The 19,823-nt window shown below is 33.3% G+C and carries 20 protein-coding genes; 11 read left to right on the forward strand and 9 right to left on the reverse strand.

Annotated elements, in window-relative coordinates; translation table 11 throughout:
* Positions 1 to 714: 714 nt before the first annotated feature.
* The 7 genes from thrS (at position 715) to ASE21_RS17355 (ending at position 6,616) form a co-directional block, all read left to right on the forward strand.
* Entirely contained in the window at positions 715 to 2,661 is a 1,947-nt protein-coding gene (gene thrS, locus ASE21_RS17315; protein WP_057123989.1) for a threonine--tRNA ligase, read from the forward strand.
* Between the two features lie 16 nt (positions 2,662 to 2,677).
* Positions 2,678 to 3,232, forward strand: coding sequence for a translation initiation factor IF-3 (infC, locus tag ASE21_RS21640; RefSeq protein WP_373921656.1), 555 nt, complete (start codon positions 2,678 to 2,680; stop codon positions 3,230 to 3,232).
* Between the two features lie 104 nt (positions 3,233 to 3,336).
* Entirely contained in the window at positions 3,337 to 3,534 is a 198-nt protein-coding gene (gene rpmI / locus ASE21_RS17330) for a 50S ribosomal protein L35 (RefSeq protein WP_011921545.1), read from the forward strand.
* Positions 3,535 to 3,719: 185 nt separating this feature from the next.
* The gene (gene rplT / locus ASE21_RS17335; protein WP_008464948.1) at positions 3,720 to 4,064 is read left to right on the forward strand and encodes a 50S ribosomal protein L20; all 345 of its coding nucleotides are present in this window, start codon (positions 3,720 to 3,722) and stop codon (positions 4,062 to 4,064) included.
* A 124-nt stretch (positions 4,065 to 4,188) separates the two neighbouring features.
* Positions 4,189 to 4,761 (forward strand): Crp/Fnr family transcriptional regulator, encoded by a 573-nt coding sequence (locus ASE21_RS17340; RefSeq protein WP_057123991.1) that lies wholly within the window; start codon positions 4,189 to 4,191, stop codon positions 4,759 to 4,761.
* A 78-nt stretch (positions 4,762 to 4,839) separates the two neighbouring features.
* Positions 4,840 to 5,274, forward strand: coding sequence for a carboxymuconolactone decarboxylase family protein (locus tag ASE21_RS17345; RefSeq protein WP_057123992.1), 435 nt, complete (start codon positions 4,840 to 4,842; stop codon positions 5,272 to 5,274).
* Positions 5,275 to 5,809: 535 nt separating this feature from the next.
* The gene (locus ASE21_RS17355) at positions 5,810 to 6,616 is read left to right on the forward strand and encodes an endonuclease/exonuclease/phosphatase family protein (protein ID WP_057123994.1); all 807 of its coding nucleotides are present in this window, start codon (positions 5,810 to 5,812) and stop codon (positions 6,614 to 6,616) included.
* A 2-nt stretch (positions 6,617 to 6,618) separates the two neighbouring features.
* Here the strand turns inward: ASE21_RS17355 and ASE21_RS17360 are convergent, their stop codons facing one another.
* The 9 genes from ASE21_RS17360 to tgt form a co-directional block, all read right to left on the reverse strand.
* Positions 6,619 to 7,878 carry a hypothetical protein gene (locus ASE21_RS17360; protein ID WP_057123995.1) on the reverse strand — a complete coding sequence of 420 codons (1,260 nt, stop codon included), beginning with the start codon at positions 7,876 to 7,878 and terminating at the stop codon, positions 6,619 to 6,621.
* A gap of 337 nt (positions 7,879 to 8,215) precedes the next feature.
* Positions 8,216 to 8,881: a response regulator transcription factor gene (locus ASE21_RS17365; RefSeq protein WP_057123996.1), complete on the reverse strand. Its 666-nt coding sequence runs from the start codon at positions 8,879 to 8,881 to the stop codon at positions 8,216 to 8,218.
* 110 nt (positions 8,882 to 8,991) lie between these two features.
* Entirely contained in the window at positions 8,992 to 9,780 is a 789-nt protein-coding gene (locus ASE21_RS17370) for a sensor histidine kinase (RefSeq protein ID WP_057123997.1), read from the reverse strand.
* 681 nt (positions 9,781 to 10,461) lie between these two features.
* Positions 10,462 to 10,815 carry a hypothetical protein gene (locus ASE21_RS17380; protein WP_057123999.1) on the reverse strand — a complete coding sequence of 118 codons (354 nt, stop codon included), beginning with the start codon at positions 10,813 to 10,815 and terminating at the stop codon, positions 10,462 to 10,464.
* Positions 10,816 to 11,005: 190 nt separating this feature from the next.
* The gene (gene dnaB / locus ASE21_RS17385) at positions 11,006 to 12,550 is read right to left on the reverse strand and encodes a replicative DNA helicase (RefSeq protein WP_057124000.1); all 1,545 of its coding nucleotides are present in this window, start codon (positions 12,548 to 12,550) and stop codon (positions 11,006 to 11,008) included.
* A gap of 140 nt (positions 12,551 to 12,690) precedes the next feature.
* Positions 12,691 to 13,644, reverse strand: a complete 954-nt coding sequence (locus ASE21_RS17390) for an acetyl-CoA carboxylase carboxyltransferase subunit alpha (RefSeq protein ID WP_057124001.1) — start codon at positions 13,642 to 13,644, stop codon at positions 12,691 to 12,693.
* Between the two features lie 112 nt (positions 13,645 to 13,756).
* Positions 13,757 to 14,644, reverse strand: coding sequence for a DMT family transporter (locus ASE21_RS17395; protein WP_057124002.1), 888 nt, complete (start codon positions 14,642 to 14,644; stop codon positions 13,757 to 13,759).
* Positions 14,631 to 15,719 carry an LptF/LptG family permease gene (locus tag ASE21_RS17400; RefSeq protein ID WP_057124003.1) on the reverse strand — a complete coding sequence of 363 codons (1,089 nt, stop codon included), beginning with the start codon at positions 15,717 to 15,719 and terminating at the stop codon, positions 14,631 to 14,633. The genes ASE21_RS17395 and ASE21_RS17400 overlap by 14 nt, the downstream gene beginning before the upstream one ends.
* A gap of 72 nt (positions 15,720 to 15,791) precedes the next feature.
* Positions 15,792 to 16,922, reverse strand: coding sequence for a tRNA guanosine(34) transglycosylase Tgt (tgt, locus tag ASE21_RS17405; RefSeq protein ID WP_035649585.1), 1,131 nt, complete (start codon positions 16,920 to 16,922; stop codon positions 15,792 to 15,794).
* 342 nt (positions 16,923 to 17,264) lie between these two features.
* Between tgt and ASE21_RS17410 the strand changes: the two genes are divergently transcribed.
* From ASE21_RS17410 to ASE21_RS17425, 4 genes are all read left to right on the forward strand, one after another.
* Complete coding sequence (locus tag ASE21_RS17410; RefSeq protein WP_057124004.1) at positions 17,265 to 17,561, forward strand: hypothetical protein; 297 nt, start codon at positions 17,265 to 17,267, stop codon at positions 17,559 to 17,561.
* Between the two features lie 190 nt (positions 17,562 to 17,751).
* The gene (locus tag ASE21_RS17415; protein ID WP_057124005.1) at positions 17,752 to 18,147 is read left to right on the forward strand and encodes a hypothetical protein; all 396 of its coding nucleotides are present in this window, start codon (positions 17,752 to 17,754) and stop codon (positions 18,145 to 18,147) included.
* Between the two features lie 26 nt (positions 18,148 to 18,173).
* Complete coding sequence (locus ASE21_RS17420) at positions 18,174 to 18,827, forward strand: hypothetical protein (RefSeq protein WP_128414719.1); 654 nt, start codon at positions 18,174 to 18,176, stop codon at positions 18,825 to 18,827.
* Between the two features lie 136 nt (positions 18,828 to 18,963).
* On the forward strand, positions 18,964 to 19,815 hold the full coding sequence (locus ASE21_RS17425) for a transketolase (RefSeq protein ID WP_057124007.1): 852 nt from the start codon (positions 18,964 to 18,966) through the stop codon (positions 19,813 to 19,815).
* Positions 19,816 to 19,823 lie beyond the last annotated feature (8 nt).

The following is a 19,823-nucleotide window of genomic DNA, read 5'->3' on the forward strand; positions in this document are numbered from 1 at the left end:
ACCACCTTTATTTACATTTCCAACTATTTATTTTACATTTTTTCCATCTTTTTTGATTTTATTTCTTAACTCCCTGATAACACAATTTTTACAGCACAAACTTTTTTTGCACTTTGTCAGGTTTTTCTGCACTGCATTGTACTTTTGATAGTCTGCCGGGCTTTTTCACCACCGTTTTTATCAGGTTTTCATTCCCTAGGCCCTTTTCTAAACAAATAAACCGTTTTTCAAAACTTACTTTTATCGCTTTGTTATCAAAAAGATTTCCGGTTTTCCGCTTCCTACTTTAAAATCCTGTTTTCTTTCCTGAAATCTTTACCCAAAACAAATCTCCTAGCCCCGATAGAAGTGGAAATCCTTTTATTTTGGGGTTCAAAATAAAAGATTGGAGCGTATAGCGGGAACAGCTCCTTAATATTAGCTTTGAATTAAATCAGCCTGACAAAGCTTTTACTCTTATATAATAATGGTGAATTACACTGCGCATAAGACGCACTGCGATGCGCCCCTACAGAAAATTGGGTTTCGTTAGAATTCTATACATATATATGTATAGATAAATCGTCATATAGACTAAAGCACTATATAATACCAATAAAAGCAAGTCTATCTTTATCGTAATATCACTTCTTACATAATAAAGAAATCTTATACATATATATATTGTATGTATTTTTGTAATCACTTATATTTGCATTCACAAAATTATAAACAATGATCAAGATTACTTTACCCGATGGGTCAATTAGAGAGTTCGCTTCGGGCGTAACTCCAATGGAGGTCGCTAAAAACATTAGCGAAGGTTTTGCAAGAAATGTTATTTCTGCATCTTTTAATGGTACAACTATTGAAAGCGAGACTCCATTAACGACCGATGGTAATCTTATATTATATACTTGGAATGATGCTGAAGGTAAAAAAGCTTTCTGGCATTCGACTTCGCACGTAATGGCTCAAGCACTGGAGGAATTGTATCCCGGAATTAAATTAACTCTTGGACCTGCTATTGCTAATGGATTTTATTACGACGTAGATTTTGAAGACCAAAAGATTACTGAAGCTGATTTTAAAAAGATCGAAGATCGTGTTCTTGAAATTGCAAGAGAGAAACATGATTTTAAAATGCGTCCGGTAACTAAAGCAGAAGCTTTAGATATGTACAAGGATAATGTTTACAAGACTGAATTAATTTCAAACCTTGAAGACGGAACAATTACTTTTTGCGATCACTCTACTTTTACTGATTTATGCCGCGGTGGACATATTCCGAATACCGGGATCATCAAAGCTGTGAAAATTATGAGTGTGGCCGGTGCTTACTGGAGAGGTGATGAAAAGAATAAACAGCTTACTCGCGTTTATGGAACTTCTTTCCCTAAACAAAAGGATTTAACAGAATATCTCGAACTTCTTGAAGAAGCTAAGCGTCGTGATCACCGTAAATTAGGAAAGGAGCTTGAATTATTTGCTTTCTCACAAAAAGTTGGTCAAGGGCTACCTTTATGGCTTCCAAAAGGAGCTGCTTTAAGAGAGCGTTTGGAGCAATTTTTAAAAAGAGCGCAAAAGAAGGCAGGATACGAACAAGTTGTGAGTCCGCATATTGGTCAGAAAGAATTATATGTAACTTCCGGTCACTATGCCAAATATGGTGCAGATAGTTTTCAGCCCATACATACTCCTGCAGAAGGCGAAGAGTTTTTATTAAAACCGATGAACTGTCCTCACCACTGTGAAATTTACAATGTGAGACCCTGGTCATATAAAGATTTACCAAAACGTTACGCTGAATTTGGTACTGTTTACAGATACGAGCAATCTGGTGAATTACACGGCTTAACACGTGTTAGAGGTTTTACTCAGGATGATGCGCATATTTTTTGTACTCCGGAACAGCTGGATGAAGAATTCAAAAAAGTAATTGACTTAGTATTATATGTATTTGGTTCATTAGGTTTTGAAAACTTTACAGCGCAAATCTCATTAAGAGATCAGGAAAATAGAGAAAAATATATTGGTACAGATGAAAACTGGGAAAAAGCTGAAAATGCAATTATCAATGCTGCAGCTGACAAAGGTTTAAATACTGTCGTAGAATATGGTGAAGCTGCATTTTACGGACCGAAGCTTGATTTTATGGTTAAAGATGCTTTGGGAAGACAATGGCAGCTGGGAACAATTCAGGTAGATTACAACTTACCTGAACGCTTTGATTTAACATACAAAGGCGCTGATAATGAATTACATCGCCCAGTTATGATTCACAGAGCTCCTTTTGGCTCGATGGAACGTTTTATAGCAATTTTACTAGAGCATACTGCAGGAAATTTCCCACTTTGGCTAATGCCGGAACAAGCTATTATATTGTCTTTGAGCGAGAAATACGAAAATTATGCTAAAAAAGTTTTAGATTTGCTAGAAAATCACGAAATTCGCGCCCTAATTGACAACCGAAACGAAACTATCGGTAAGAAAATTAGAGATGCAGAAATGCAGAAAATTCCATTTATGCTTATCGTTGGTGAGGAAGAAGAGAAAAACGGAACGATTTCTATTCGTCGTCACGGACAGGAAGGAAAAGGTAACATTACAGTTTCTATCGAAGAATTTGCTTCGATTGTAGACGAAGAAATAAAAAAGACATTAAAAGTATTTACAGTTTAACTTAAATTAGAAAGTCATAGCAATAAAAAGTAACAGAGGTTTTCAACCTCGAGTAGAAAAAAAAGATGCACACAGAATAAACAATCTTATTCGTGTTCCTGAAGTACGTCTTGTAGGTGAAAACATTGAACCTGGGGTTTTTAAAATCGCTGACGCGTTACGTTTAGCAGACCAATTTGAATTGGATCTGGTTGAAATTTCGCCAAATGCAGAGCCGCCGGTTTGTAAAATCATGGATTACAAGAAATTTGTTTACGAACAAAAGAAACGTGACAAAGCTCTAAAGGCTAAATCATCGCAGGTTGTAGTAAAAGAAATTCGTTTTGGTCCTCAGACAGATGAGCATGATTATGAATTTAAAAGAAAAAATGCTGAGAAGTTCTTAAAAGAAGGAGCTAAATTAAAAGCATTTGTTTTCTTTAAAGGACGTTCTATCATCTATAAAGATCAGGGACAGATTTTATTATTACGTCTTGCTACCGATTTAGAAGAATATGGTAAAGTTGAAGCAATGCCTGTTCTTGAAGGAAAGAGAATGATTATGTTCATTGCTCCAAAAAAGAAAAAATAGTTTTCAGTTGACAGTCTCAGTAAACAGTTTTAACTCAAACTGAAACTTTAAACCTCAAACTAAAAAATATAAGTAAGTAAGAATAAATTAAAACACTAGGAAAAATGCCTAAAATGAAAACTAAATCTAGCGCTAAGAAACGTTTTAAAGTTACTGGCTCTGGAAAGATTAAAAGAAAGCATGCTTTTAAAAGTCACATCTTGACTAAAAAATCTAAAAAACGTAAATTAGCTTTGACACACTCAGCGCTAGTTCACAAAACTGATGAAAAAAGCATCAAACAACAATTAAGAATTATCTAATTATAAGTCAAAAGTTAGAAAGTCATAAAGTATAAAAGTCAGTAGCTGACTTTTGACCTTTGACTTTAAAACATTAGACTAAAGATTTTCTTTAGGTTAAAAAATTATTTATATAACCTTGGAGTATGGCTTTCAAGTTCCTTTGATTAAATTCAGGACGCCTGCTACAAAAACACATTAAAATTATGCCAAGATCGGTAAATTCAGTTGCTAAAAGAGCAAGAAGAAAAAAAATAATGAAGCAAGCCAAAGGTTTCTTTGGAAGACGTAAAAACGTTTGGACAGTTGCTAAGAACGCGGTAGAGAAAGCGATGAGCTACGCTTACCGTGACAGAAAACAGAATAAAAGAAACTTCCGTTCATTATGGATTCAACGTATTAACGCTGGAGCAAGATTAGAAGGAATGTCTTATTCTCAATTCATGGGGAAAGTTAAAGCTAACGGAATCGAATTGAACCGTAAAGTTCTTGCAGATTTAGCTATGAACCACCCGGAAGCTTTCAAAGCAATACTTAATAAAGTAAAATAAACGTTTTATAAACTCAATTTAGATTACTTACTTATCATAAAAAAGCCATTCGTTTATTCGAATGGTTTTTTGTTTTTACAACAATCTATTTTTACCTTTAAAGTCCTTTATAAACTGTCCTAAAATGTTTGCAGTACTTTTTGATCATATACAAAAATTTACAACCCTTGAACCTTCAGAAATTGATATTTTAGAATCATGCCTGAATGTTTCAAAAGTTAAAAAGAAAGAACATTTATTAAAAGAAGGGCAAGTCTGCAATACATTATATTTTATTATAAAAGGCTGCGCAAGGCAATACATTATTAATCCCAAAGGAAGCGAACAAACCTTACAGTTTGCTATAGAAAATTGGTGGATAACCGATTATTTAAGTTTACACAATCATACTCCATCACACTTTTATATTCAGACAGTAGAAAACTGTGAATTAATTGCGATTGAAAAACCTACTTTGGAATCGCTATTAATTGAAATTCCCAAGTTAGAGCGCTACTTTAGAATTGTTTCTCAAAAATCGTTTGGAGCTGCTCAAATGCGAATTAAATTTCTATTTACAATGTCGGCAGAAGAAAGATACCATCATTTTAACAATCAGAATCCAGAGTTTGTGCAGCGTGTTCCGCAGTATATGCTTGCCTCCTATTTAGATTTTTCGGCAGAATTTATGAGTAAAATCAGAGCCGGAAAAGTATGATTTGAATTTCTTGAAGTAGTTCAAGTTTTTAAAAAGATACATTACTGACCTTTGTAATGAACTTTTAAAACACATAAAATGAAATCAAGAATTGTTATCCCAAATGCTGCACCCGAAGCTTATCAGGCCTTAATGAACTTAGAAAAATACATTTCGTCTACTTCATTAACTCCTGTACATAAAGAATTAATTAAAATACGCGCATCCCAAATTAATGGCTGTGCATATTGTATTAACATGCATACAGCAGATGCAAGAAAACACGGAATTTCTGAACAAAGAATATATTTAACAAGTGCATGGCGCGAAGCAGATGTTTACACAGAAGAAGAAAAAGCAATTTTGGCTTTGACAGAACAGGTAACATTAGTTTCAAATCATGTTTCAGATCAAGTTTATCAAAATGCAGCAAACTTATTTGATGAAAAATATTTAGCCGAAATCATCCTTGCTATTATCACAATTAACTCATGGAACAGGTTAGCAATTACAACCGGAATGAGAGCTGTTTAATTTTTTATCAAGATAAAATTTACAAGATTTTAAAATTTGAAACCCTCCTGCAAGAGGGTTTCTTTGCATCTACTTGTAAATGAACCTCGATTAAATAAAAGATTGATCATTCTACAAAAACAGGTATTTATACTCTTTCACAAGAAAATAGATTTTTTAATTTTTGAGAATTGGCACAAGTAATTTTACGGAATTCCGTAATGATATAGCTGCATATAAATTTAAGTTTGCTTAAAATAATACCTGCAAATGAAATCTAAATACAAATTTGGTTTAATCTCCAAGATAAATACGGCCAACAATAAGATAATCATCAAAACAATGCTGCTTTGTTTTTTCTTATCCACAAGTTTTGCTTTCGTATCTGAAAAATCCGGCTGGCTCGAGGTAGACTGGAAATTCATTTTCATACCCTCACTTTTGGTTTTACAGATAATAATCATCAGTTCCGCTTTAAAAAGCAGGTATAAAAAACACTAGATATTTTACTACAAAATATCTAAAAATGTTATATTTGATTTTTCTTAAAAACCTCATGAAAATCATTATCACCTGCGTTCTTTTATTGTTTTTTTCCTCACAATCTTTTGCTCAAACCAAAATTATTTCGTGGAATATTGAAAATTTTGGGAAGTCAAAATCACAAGCTTCATTAGATTTTATCGCCGGTACAATTAATGACTATGATATCGCTGCAATCCAAGAAGTTGTTGCAGGATTTGGAGGCTCGCAAACAGTTGCAAAACTTGTGGCATTATTAAATCAAAAAGGAACAAAATGGGACTATTCCATAAGCGATCCTACCAGCGGAAACAGCTATAAGAAAGAACGATATGCTTTTTTATGGAAAACTAATAAGGCGAAACTAAAAGGAAAAGCCTGGCTTGAAAAAAAATATCATTCAGAAATTGACCGTGAACCTTATTTTGCCACTTTTGAAATCAATAAAAAGACTTTTACGGTGGTTAATTTCCACGCAATTACGAAAAGCAAACAACCTGAAACGGAAATTAAATACTTCAAATTTCTTCCTCAGGAATATCCGGATTTAAATCTTATTTTTTCCGGAGATTTTAATTGCCCTCAATCGCATACTGTTTTTTACCCATTGAAAAAAATGGGATATATCTCCATGTTACAAAATCAAAAAACGACTTTAAAACAAAAATGCCAGGGCGAAAATTGCCTGGCATCTGAATTTGATAATATTTTTTACTATCCCGGTAAATTAAAATATATTAATTCAGGAGCAATTTTATTCTATAAAAATTTTGATTCATTAAAAGAAGCACGCAAGATATCAGACCATATTCCTATATGGCTTCAGTTTTCCTTAAACTAAATTTACGTTTTAAGCTTTTTCTTTTTAGCTGCAGGAAACAAAACGTTGTTTAAAATCAAACGATAACCCGGAGAATTTGGATGCAGATCTAAAACTGTTGGCGGGTCTCCAACCTGATGCTGAAAATCTTCGGGATCATGGCCGCCGAAAAAGGTAAACATGCCTTTTCCTTTTTCTCCATGTATATATCTTGCTTCTCCATTAAGCTCGCAGGTTCCCATCACCAAAACATTTGATTTTACTAATGTTTCATTAAAAGAAGTGGTTTGTCCCATGAATCCTTTTACCAGTTGTGTATGATTTTGGCACAGCATACTTGGTATCGGATCCCATTTTGCCGAAAATTCCATTAAAGTAAAATAATCTTTTTCCATTGGAACTCTTCTTTTTCCCGTCATATCAATATCAGAAAACTCATAAACCTCCGGTCTTCTTTCTAAAATAAAGTCCTTAAAAGCAAAAGAATTTGAATAATTAAGTTTTGCCTGATAGTTAGATTCACTTGGGTCACCATCAAACATGGTTTCACAAATATCAACACCATCTGCTGCAAGTGCAATATCAAAACTATCAGTTGCTGAACACATTGCAAACATAAATCCTCCGCCAATAACAAAATCCCTGATTTTTTTTGCAACAGCACCTTTTTCCTGAGAAACTTTTGAATATCCCAGCTTAGCCGCTAAAGCTTCTGCATCTTTTTTTTGTTCAATATACCAAGGTGTGTTTTTATAAGCAGCATAAAATTTTCCATATTGTCCGGTAAAATCTTCATGATGGAGATGCAGCCAATCATAAAGCAATAACTGGTCTGTTAAGACTTCTTCATCATATATTGGTGTAAATGGAATTTCTGCATAAGTAAGCACTAAGGTAACTGCATCATCCCATGGCTGTTTTCCTTTTGGTGTGTAAACTGCGATTTTTGGTGCTTTTTCAAGAACTACAGATTCCATATTTTGAGATGGACTCGAAATATCATTTAATATAGAAGCTTCTTCACTATCTGAAAGTATTTCAAAACTAACCCCGCGTATTTTACACTCCTTTCGAATTTCTTCTGCATCAGGCAGCAAAAATGAACCGCCACGGTAATTAAGCAGCCAGCTCGCTTTGTAATCCCTGCTTAAGCACCAATAAGTAATTCCGTAAGCTTTTAGATGATTTTGCTGCGTTGTTTCGTCCATTGGAAGTAAAATAAACGAAGCTTTTGCAGTAAAGGAAAGCAATAAAATAAAGAGGTAAACTAAACTTTTTTTCATTAAAAAATTATTTCAGTAAAGATATAAAGTAAGCTTTTAAAAACACAAATAAGAATTGTTTTATAAGTTCATCAGACTGTTAATTAACAATAAGCTGAAATCTAATATTGAAATTATATAAAAAACAAGTAAAAGTACGTAAACTTTGAAACCATTTTCTGTCTAAATTTGAAATTCTAAAATCGACCAAAGTAATAGATTAAAAAAATAACCATGAATTATAACCAGAATAACCAGCCAAAAGGATTTAGTATAATGCAAAAAATAGGACTTTGTGTTCTTGTATTTACAATAATTGTTTACTACGTTTTATCTATTCAATTTTTAACAAGCTAAATTAAAGTGTCAATACTGCAATTTCATTTTGAATAGCATACACAACAAGACCGGCAATATTTCGTGATTCTGTTTTAAGTAATAAATTATTTCGATGTCCCTCTACAGTTCTCGGGCTCAGGAAAAGATGTTCTGCAATTTCCGTCGTTGTTTTCTGCTGACAAATAAGCTGAAGAATCTCAATTTCACGAGGAGAAAGAAAACTTGTTTCCAGGCTGCCTTTTGAGTTTTTTGAAGATACGATTGTTTCCTGAATTGTTTTTAAAACATTTTCATTGTAATAAAATCCTTTTCTGTCGACTTCGTTTATTGTGCGGATCAGATCTTTTGGGGTTGTATTTTTAATAAGGTATGCCACTGCTCCAACCTGAATCATATTGGCAATAAATGATTTTGAGTCATAACTTGTTAAGGCAATTATTTTTATTTCCGGAAAAGTTTTTCGTATAATTTTTGTTGCTTCCACGCCATTTAAAACGGGCATTTTCAAATCCATAATAATAATGTCTGGTTTGACTTCATTACTATTTAGTTTTGCAACAAGTTCTTCACCGTTTGAAGCCTCAAAAATAATTTCAATATTATCTTCTCTTTGCAATAGAAAAGCTATTCCTTTTCGAAATAAAACTTCGTCATCGACTAAAGCAATTTTAATAACGGCATTCATTTTGTCTGTTTTTGGTCATTTGGTTTATCGAAATTACAAAATATGAATTAATAAAAGCTTAAGTTCCTACTTTTATTACCATTTAAACGTGATTATTTTCTGTTTTTATCTTAAAAAGTAAAAATTACTGCAATACCTTTATTAATTTCTGAATCAAATTTTATGGTTCCATTTAAAAAAGAAATACGGCTGTCAATATTTTTCATTCCCAGACCTTTTTGATTTTCTAAATTTTTACTGTCAAAACCAATTCCGTTATCTTCATAATAGCAGGTATTAATTCCGTTATTTTTTCTAAAAGCTATCCAGATTTCGGTTGCTTTACCATGTCGAAGAGAATTATTCATTAATTCCTGCAAAATTCTAAAAATGTGTAAATGACGATCAATATTATCGTCAAAATCGATTTCATTTTTATAATACGTTTTTACAGATTTACTGCTTTCAAATTCTTCACATAATTCCTCAACACCGGCATTGAGTCCAAATTTTTCAAAAACCGGAGACAATAAATTATGAGCAATTTTTCTGGAATTTTCCAGCGCTTTTGCTGTTAAATTAATTATGTTGCCTGTAATTTCAGCCGTTTCTTCTTCTGTCAGGTTTGGAGAGGAAAGCAAATGCGTATTCAAGGATACAATATTAAGTTTAGAGCTTATATCATCGTGCAAATCTTGTGCGATGCGTTTACGTTCTTCTTCCTGGGTAATAATTACAGCATGAAGCTGTTCTTTTTGATATTGAAGTATCAAATCTTTTTTCTCCAGTTCTTTTTGAATGATTTTTTTTCTTGAGAAGTAAAAGAAAATTATTAACGAAACTGCAACAATTATAAAAAAAAGTGAGATGTATAATATAATTGTAACAAGGTCTTTTTCAGGAATTGAATGAGTATTCATGTCAAATTTCTTAATTAAAGATTTGAAATTTAGGTTAGGGTCGCTTTTTTATAAAAATTTTTAATCCAGTCGTATAAAATTAAAAACTGATAGATTAAAATTAAGAAAGCGTTTAATATCCATGTCAAATATTTGAGATCTTTACTGAGCCCAAGAGAAAAGTTTCCAATTAAATATAATACAGTACTGGCCAATAAATAAAATACAAGCCCCACAGTAGTATAATAATATGTCTTACTTTCTGTGAGCATATTGTAAAGGTGAAACAAAGCGAAAATTACTGTAAGCAGATTGGTTAAGGTAATTTCAAATAAATTAAACTTCAAAAACTCACTCGAATCCATACTAAATTGTATCAATAAAACCAGTAAAGCAATAATTAAGCTGATTTTGATGAATATTTTTTGAATCCTTATCGTTGTCAATGAATTATAAAATATTCCAAGTAACACCATTTGCCCTATAAAAAATGTATTGAGAACAATTAAATTAGTCATCGAAAGATGATACAATAGTTCCATCGTAAATTGCATGGCAAAGCAAAATGCTAAATAAGCAACAAAAAAAACATTAGCTTTTTCCTTTCGGAAAAAGCTATATGAGTAGACTATTAAATTTATTAGTAAAACAAAATAAGTCGAGTATATTAAAACATCGTTCATTTTATATACTTACAATAAATTAATAGGGCGGACTAGGACGCGTTCCATCAAAAACAATATCATCTGCAGACTCAGCCGATTTATTTTGCAGCAAAGACTGAGCGTACACATCAATGTACTTATCTGTTTCTTTGTCATACCTGGCGCCAACAAAAAGCAATGTTTTTTCGTCCTGGTCATTAATACCAATATAAGCACGAACAGCTTCAGTACCGAGTTCCAGTACTTTTTCTAAACTTTGTCTTGGTATTAAAAAAGATTTTACCTTGTTTGCACTGGTTTCAATTGTGGAGTCATCCTCATATCTTTTTTCCCATTGCTTGGCTGTAGACAGAGGTACCTGGATAGGTCCTGGAAAGGCTTTTTCACTCATAGTTTTTTTTAGATTTTAATTGGTTAATAGTTCTTGAATTGTTTATGGTTTTGCTAATCTACCGAATTAATTTTTATATAAGAAATATTATTTTGTGAAATTATAAGTGTGAGTAGAGAATCATAAAACAAAAAAAATCTTTATAAGCAGTTAACTCATAAAGATTTCTTTGTTAGTTTTTTATTTTTAATTAGAACGGAACGTCGCTGTCATCATCGTCATCATTTAAATTGCTTCCAAATGCTTCATTGGCCGAAGGAAGGTTTTTAGTAATAAACGGATTATCGTCATGGTTCATTTTTGAAGGCAGATCATCATAACCACCGCTAAAATCTTCAAGATTGTCAAATTTACCTAAATGTCCTAAGAATTTTAAACGAATATTTTCCAGTCCACCGTTACGGTGTTTTGCAATAATAAATTCTGCCTGACCTGCAGTTGGAGATGCTTCATCATCATCCCATTCTTCAATTTTATAATATTCAGGACGATAAATAAATGATACAATATCGGCATCCTGTTCAATAGCTCCGGATTCACGAAGATCCGAAAGCAGCGGACGCTTGCTTGATCCACGGGTTTCAACGGCACGCGACAACTGCGAAAGTGCAATTACCGGCACGTTTAGCTCTTTTGCCAGTGCCTTTAAGTTTCGGGAAATTGTAGAAATTTCCTGCTCACGATTTCCTCCTCCTTTTCCATTTCCACCGGCTGTCATCAGCTGTAAGTAGTCAATGATAATCAATTTAATTCCGTGTTGTGAAGCCAAACGACGACATTTCGCACGTAAATCAAATATGGAAAGCGAAGGCGTATCATCAATAAACAAAGGTGCTTTTTCTAAATCTTTTACTTTAGTACTCAGCTGTTCCCATTCATGTTTTTCTAATTTTCCTGTTCTTAATTTTTCAGAAGACAATCCCGTTTCAGAAGAAATAAGCCTCGTGATCAACTGAACCGATGCCATCTCCAGAGAGAAAACGGCTACTGCATGCCCGAACTGAATGGCAACATTTCTTGCCATCGAAAGTACAAAGGCTGTTTTACCCATACCCGGACGTGCCGCAATAATAATTAAATCCGAAGGCTGCCAGCCGGACGTTACCTGATCTAATTTTTCAAAACCAGTTGCAATACCACTCAAACCTTCTTTACCGGCAATTTCTTCAATACGCTTCTTTGCCTGAAGAACTAAACTTTGTGCAGTTTCAGAACTACGTTTAATATTCCCCTGCGTTACTTCATACAATTTTGACTCGGCTTTGTCCAGCAAATCAAAAACATCTGTCGTTTCATCATAAGACTCTTCGATAATTTCAGAAGAAATCCTAATTAAACTTCTTTGAATAAATTTTTGAAGAATAATACGCGAGTGAAATTCAATGTGGGCAGAAGAAGCAATTTTCTGAGTAAGCTGAATCAGATAAAAATCTCCTCCGGCTAGTTCTAGCTTTCCGTTTTTCTTTAACTGCGTCGAAACTGTCAATAAATCGATTGGCTGTGTTTCGGTAAAAAGCTGCAAGATTGCTTCAAAAATATGTTTGTGTGCATCTTTATAAAAAGCATCTGGCTGTAAAATATCAATTACGTCATCTACACCCTTTTTATCAATCATCATTGCACCAAGTACTGCCTCCTCCAGGTCTAAAACCTGTGGCGGAAGTTTACCTTTTTCGAGATTAATAATAGTGGTTTTGTCTACCTTTACAGGGCTTACATTCTTGAAATTTTCCATATAGCGAAAGTAACAAAATTTAAAAAAAGATTGTCAGCGAGTTATAACTATTAAATGTTTATAAATAAGTTTTTTTTGTTGATAACCAAAAAAAAATCCGAAACCGCAGGGCTTCGGATTTTTAATCATATTATATGAATTTACTCTTTATACTCACCCATATTGCTGTATTTGTCCATTCTTTGGGCAATCAGCTCGGCTGTTGATAAATCTTTCAATTCGTTATATCCTTTTGTGATGTATTCTGCTACGGTTTTAAAAGTAGTTTCACGGTCATAGTGCGCTCCGCCTAGTGGTTCCGGAATTACATCATCAACTAGTTTTTGTTTTTTCATGTCAGATGATGTCAATTTTAAAGCTTCGGCAGCACGTTCTTTGTACTCCCAGCTTTTCCATAAAATAGACGAACATGATTCCGGAGAAATTACAGAATACCAAGTATTCTCTAACATATAAACTTTATCTCCAACACCTATTCCTAATGCTCCTCCAGAAGCACCTTCTCCAACAATAATCGTTATGATTGGCACCTGCAGACGAACCATTTCAAAAATATTTCTCGCAATAGCTTCTCCCTGTCCTCTTTCTTCAGCCTCAAGCCCTGGATATGCACCCGGAGTATCTACTAAAGTTAAAACCGGAATACCAAATTTCTCCGCCATTTTCATTAAACGAAGTGCTTTACGGTATCCTTCAGGATTTGCCATACCAAAATTACGGTACTGACGTGTTTTTGTATTAAAACCTTTTTGCTGGCCAATGATCATAAACGATTGTCCGTTTACTTTTCCAAGACCTCCAACCATTGCTTTATCATCTTTAAAACCTCTGTCTCCATGAAGTTCTAAGAAAGTATCGCCGCAGATTGCTCTGATGTAATCTAATGTATAAGGTCTGTTTGGATGTCTTGACAATTGCACACGCTGCCAAGCCGTAAGGTTTTTATATATTTCTTTCTTAGTTTGTTCTAATTTTTTGTTGATTTCTTTACAAGTTGGCGTAACGTCAACTTCAGATTCTTTTCCAATTATAACACACTTTTCTAACTGTTCTTCAAGTTCTTTTATTGGAAGCTCAAAATCTAAATATTCCATGGATTTTTGAATTTTGTTTTTAAATCGAACCGCAAATATAAAAATATTATACTATTCGTATTATTATTTCGTCTTTAAAATGAAAAAATGCAATTTAAAAATAAGACAAATACTACACTTTGTCTTTGTTCTGGTAATGTTTAAAAACACCATTAAGAATAACTGTAATTACAATTATTACAGCGCCAATATAAAATTCTGTACTCATTTTTTCTTTTCCTCCAAGAATAAAATAAGCCAGCAAAATACCGTAAACCGGTTCTAAATTGGTGGTTAGCATTACTGTATACGGCGTTAATCGCTGCATAACTTTTACAGATGCCGTAAAAGCATAAGCGGTGCAGACAGAAGCTAAAATCAACAGCAAAATCCAGTTATTTAATGACATTACAAAAAAGTCTGCGTTGAACTTTCCCATCACTAAAAAATAAACAGAGATAAAGAAAACTCCTGCTCCAAATTCATAAAAAGTTATAACTGAAGGTTCATGATCTGAGATTAATTTTCCGTTCATGAGCGTAAATAAAACTCCCAAAATTATGGAAATCAATGCATAATATACGCCTGTAAGATATTTAATTTCGACCTGCAGAATCAATCCAAGGCCTGCAATGATAATTAATCCGAAGAAAACTTCATACCATAAAATCTTTCTTCCATAAAATAACGGTTCCAGCAGCGAAGCAAAAAAAGCCCCGAGTGAAAAAATAGATAGTGTTATGGAAACATTTGATACATGAATGGCTTTAAAAAAGAAGATCCAATGCATGGCAATTAATAATCCAACGAAAATTAATTTGGCAAAAGATTGTGCAGATATTTTAAAAGACTGTCTTTTATAAATAATAAATCCGCCCAGAAAAATTCCTGCAATCAGCATTCTGAACCATACCAGATTTTCAGCATCAATAGTAATCAACGCTCCAAGAATAGCCGTAAAACCCCAGATAAAAACAATTAAATGAAGATTTAAATAACTTTTTAAATTATCGTTTCGCATTACGTAATAGATAAACGGCCAGAATTCCAAAAACTATGTTTGGAAACCAAACGGCTAATAAAGGTGAGAAAGTAGATTTTTCGGCAAGAGTACCAAATATTTTATCAAAAAATACGAATGAAAATGCAATTGCAATTCCAATTGCAAGGTTCATTCCCATTCCGCCTCGGCGTTTCATTGAAGAAACAGATACGGCAATAATTGTCAGAATAAATGCAGAAACCGGTATACTGTATTTTTTATACAGCACTACTAAATAAGTATTTATATTTCCTGAACCTCTTTTTCTTTCTTTTGCTATAAAATCAATCAGCTTTCCTAACGTCAGCGTTTCTGCGATGTATACAACCGGTGTCAAATCAGCAAGTTCAAACTTAAACTTTATATTTTTTTCCGGTGCTTTTTCGATAACATCATTCAAATCTCCAACGGTTCTTTTTGAATAATCATATAAAATATATGTTTTCAGTTTCGAATCCCACTTAATTCGGCTTGCCGTAATTTTATAGGTCAGCTTGTCTTTTTCAAAATGTTCAAGCGTAAAATTAAAGGCTGTTTTCGACTCTTCGTTAAAACTGTTTACAAAAATAAAATCGTGATCATTGATCTGTCTGTAAACATTGGTGTTTTCGCCCCGCATGAGCTCCTTTCCGTTTCCTTTCAAATAGGTGTACCTAAAATTATTATAACCTTCACTTGCCGCCGGAACAATAAAAAATCCCATCAGCAAAACAAAAATAGAAACAATTGTAGCCCCTATAATATAAGGACGAAGGAAACGCGTAAACGAAATACCCGAACTTAAAATCGCAATAATCTCTGTATTGTTTGCCAGTTTTGAAGTAAACCAGATTACCGATAAAAACAAAAATATCGGAAACAAAGAGTTTATAAAATAAATAGTGAAATTGTAATAATAGAAAGCAATATCCATAAACGGAATCTTGTTTTCAAGCATCTTATTTACTTTTTCAGAAACGTCAATTACGATCCCGATTGGCGCAAACAAAAGCAGCATCACAGAAAATGTTCCGAGATATCTTTTTAAGATGTATTTATCTATTATTGACAGCATATATATTTTTTGTTTTTTTTATTTCAGGTTTGAGTTCTTTACAGAACATGAAACCTGAAACCTGAAACTTTTTTAAAGTCTTTGACTCATATTTTTAACCATCATTTCTTTCCATGGTCTGAAATCGCCTGCTAAGATATGTTTTCTAGCCTCACGAACCAACCACATATAGAAGCCAAGGTTATGAATTGTGGCAATTTGTTTCCCCAAATATTCATTGGCAGCAAACAAATGGCGTAAATAAGCTTTTGTATATTCTGTATCTACAAAAGTATGTCCCATTTCATCAATTGGAGAAAAATCTGCTTCCCACTTTTTATTTTTGATATTGATCGTTCCGTTTGCCGTAAACAGCATTCCGTTTCTCGCGTTACGTGTTGGCATAACACAGTCAAACATATCAATTCCTAACGCGATATTTTCTAATATATTTATAGGAGTTCCAACACCCATTAAATAACGTGGTTTGTCTTCTGGCAGAATTTCGCAGACTACTTCAGTCATTGCGTACATTTCTTCTGCAGGTTCTCCTACAGATAATCCGCCAATGGCATTTCCCTGCTGACCTGAATTTGCAATATATTCTGCAGACTGACGGCGCAGGTCTTTGTACGTGCTTCCCTGAACAATTGGAAAAAACGTTTGTTCGTAACCATATTTATAAGGCACTTTTTCCAAGTGATTAATACAACGATCTAACCATCTGTGTGTCATGTGCATTGATCTTTGCGCATATCTGTAATCGCACGGGTATGGCGTACACTCGTCGAATGCCATAATAATATCTGCACCAATTGTACGCTGGATTTCCATCACATTTTCGGGAGTAAAAAAGTGGTAAGAACCATCAATATGCGATTTGAATTTTACGCCTTCTTCTTTAATTTTTCTGTTTGAAGAAAGAGAATATACCTGATACCCCCCAGAATCAGTCAAAATATTACGATCCCAATTCATGAACTTGTGCAGTCCTCCTGCTTTTTCAAGAATTTCGGTCTGCGGACGTAAATATAAGTGGTAAGTGTTTCCCAGAATAATATCCGGGTTAATATCATCTTTTAGTTCGCGCTGATGCACACCTTTTACAGAGGCAACTGTTCCAACAGGCATAAAAATAGGCGTTTCGATTACGCCGTGATCAGTAGTAATGCTTCCCGCTCTTGCTTTAGACTGCGGATCTTTTTGTAATAAATCAAACTTCATAAATTCGTTTTTCTCCCTATTGTTCGGGACGGCAAAGATAAATCAATTTAAGGGAAATTTAATTAGAAAATTTGTCAATTAGATAATTACAAAAATGAAACTCAAATCAAAATAGAAAAATCATATTTCCGGTGACAAATTCTTTTTGATTTTATCTCATTTGAAAAAATTACAAAATGAGATAAAAAAGAAATGAACTCAGAACCTTAAAGGCAAACGTGAGTGATAATGCAAAATTTGCAACAATTAAACTGCAAAAATATAACGCCTGCCAAAATTCATTGCTTAATTTTAATATCCTAACACAACGAGTAAAATCGATTCATTTAAATTATAGAAATCATGGCAAATTCAGAAGATAAAAATACAAACGAAGATCAAATCGAAAGAAATCTTGAAAATTTAAATTATCCTTCAAATGAAGATATTTATAATCAGGAAGACAAATTAGAAGATATTGATCCGGAAGATATTTCTGGAGAAAGAATTATCAATCAGGACAATCATGAATGGAAACAAAACAGTGACAAACTTGGTGACGATCTTGACGTTCCGGGTTCAGAACTAGATGACAATCAGGAAGAGATTGGATCTGAAGATGAAGAAAATAATTTCTACAGCGAGGGCGATAATAACTAAAAAACATCTGCCCGACATTTTAAAGCCCATTTTGGGCTTTTTTTATTGATAATCAGATTTTTGAAAATATAACTCAGAATATATATATTAAGTCTTTATTGTTTTAAGCAATGTGTTAATTATTATCTAATACAAAAGTAAATCTTAAAAAAGTAGTATTTTTGCCACAAAATAATTTAAACACATAATTATGGGATTAGCAGAAAGACGTTTAGCAGAATCAATTAAGTCAAATGAACTTCCGGCATTTCAAAACAAAATAAATGAAATTGCCGGTTATGAAATAAAAATTGAAGTAGACTGGGATACTTTTACATCATTTGACGAAACTCCTCTTAACAGACTTACGAGTGTGATGTTTGAGAGTGTTGAATTTATAATAAAAAGCATTTGCATTGATGAAATGGGCAAAGAAGCATTAAAAGAAAAATTAAACACGATTCATTTAATTAATACAGATGATTTTGACGCAATCAAAATGGAACTCAAAGACAAGAATTTTTATCTGACATTTCAGCTTGCAGCCTATTCATATGGAAGCCTTCCAGATTCTGAAATATTAAAATACATAGAAAATCAATTATAATGATGTCAGATTATAAAAAGCATTTAATGAAAGACTTAAACACATGGTTTAAGGATTTAACAGATTTGGCAAGAACTACAGATAATGATTCCAGTTTACCAAAGCTGGAATTATTATTAACAAATGGCAGGAGTATTAGCGGGATTATTGTGGAATCACAGCAAAGGAAAAAATCGCATTTGTTAATGATTGCCAATTACACCAATCATTATTCAGAACCTAATATTACCATAATTAAAAGTTCTCAAATAGCAGGTTTAACTTTTATTGAGCCTCAAAACTATCCTCGCCTATTTACTTCAAATAATGTTGACGAGACACAACTAACCGGGGCATTACAATTTAAACGCGGGGTCAAAGATGCTGCCGAAGAATTAAATAATATTATACCAGCACCCATAAATCTTTTAATTGATATTGATTCGTATCTGGAAACAGAAAGACATATAGTTTTAAACTCTTTAAAATTAATTCCGGCTGTATTTAAAGAACTTACAGCAGACGAATTGGGAAAAAGACTGGTTTCTGAAAAGATAAAGACTATCAAAATCTCAATTGGATCAGCAAATGTTGCCACATTAAATGACCAAAATCTAGAACTCATCATAAAGAATACGTCTTTCATATCATCATCTGAAGAAACAGAAAGAATAAAAACTTCAATAGAGAACTTGCTTTAACCACAAGCTTTTATTTGTATAAAAGACAACGAAATTCATCTAATTATTTACAGCCCTAACATTTTAAAGCGCAAAATCACTTGTGTTCCCGCAAAATAAAAATTACATTTGCAATAGTTTAACTTTTACATACAAAATGAAGCCTAACACACAACAATTAAGCGATTTAACGATCCAAGTAAGAAGAGATATTCTTAGAATGGTACATGCTGTAAACTCTGGTCACCCAGGGGGATCACTAGGCTGTACTGAGTTTCTGGTAACATTATACCAAAATATTATGGACCGCAAAGAAGGTTTTGATATGGACGGAATTGGAGAAGATATTTTCTTCCTTTCAAATGGTCATATTTCTCCAGTATTTTACAGCGTTTTAGCACGCAGCGGCTATTTCCCTATTTCAGAACTTGCCACTTTTAGGTTATTAAATTCTCGTTTACAAGGACATCCAACAACTCACGAAGGTTTACCTGGAGTTCGTATGGCATCCGGATCATTAGGACAAGGTTTATCTGTTGCTCTTGGGGCGGCACAAGCTAAAAAATTAAATGGTGATAATCATTTGGTATTTACTTTACACGGTGACGGAGAATTGCAGGAAGGTCAAAACTGGGAAGCTATCATGTATGCTTCTGCTAAAAAAGTAGACAATCTTATTGCAACTGTAGATGTTAACGGAAAGCAAATTGACGGAACTACGGATGAAGTTTTACCAATGGGAAGTCTTCGTACTAAGTTTGAAGCTTTTGACTGGGATGTTTTAGAAATAAAAGAAGGAAATAATATCGATGCGATCCTTGCAGGATTAAATGATGCAAAATCCAGAACAGGAAAAGGAAAACCTGTTTGTATTTTACTTTACACTGAAATGGGTAACGGAGTAGACTTTATGATGCATACTCATGCCTGGCATGGAAAAGCTCCAAATGATGAGCAATTAGAAAAAGCATTATCTCAAAATTATTCTCCGGATCAAATCGATTATTAAAAAAGCTT

Source organism: Flavobacterium sp. Root901, assembly GCF_001429765.1.
Lineage (GTDB): Bacteria > Bacteroidota > Bacteroidia > Flavobacteriales > Flavobacteriaceae > Flavobacterium.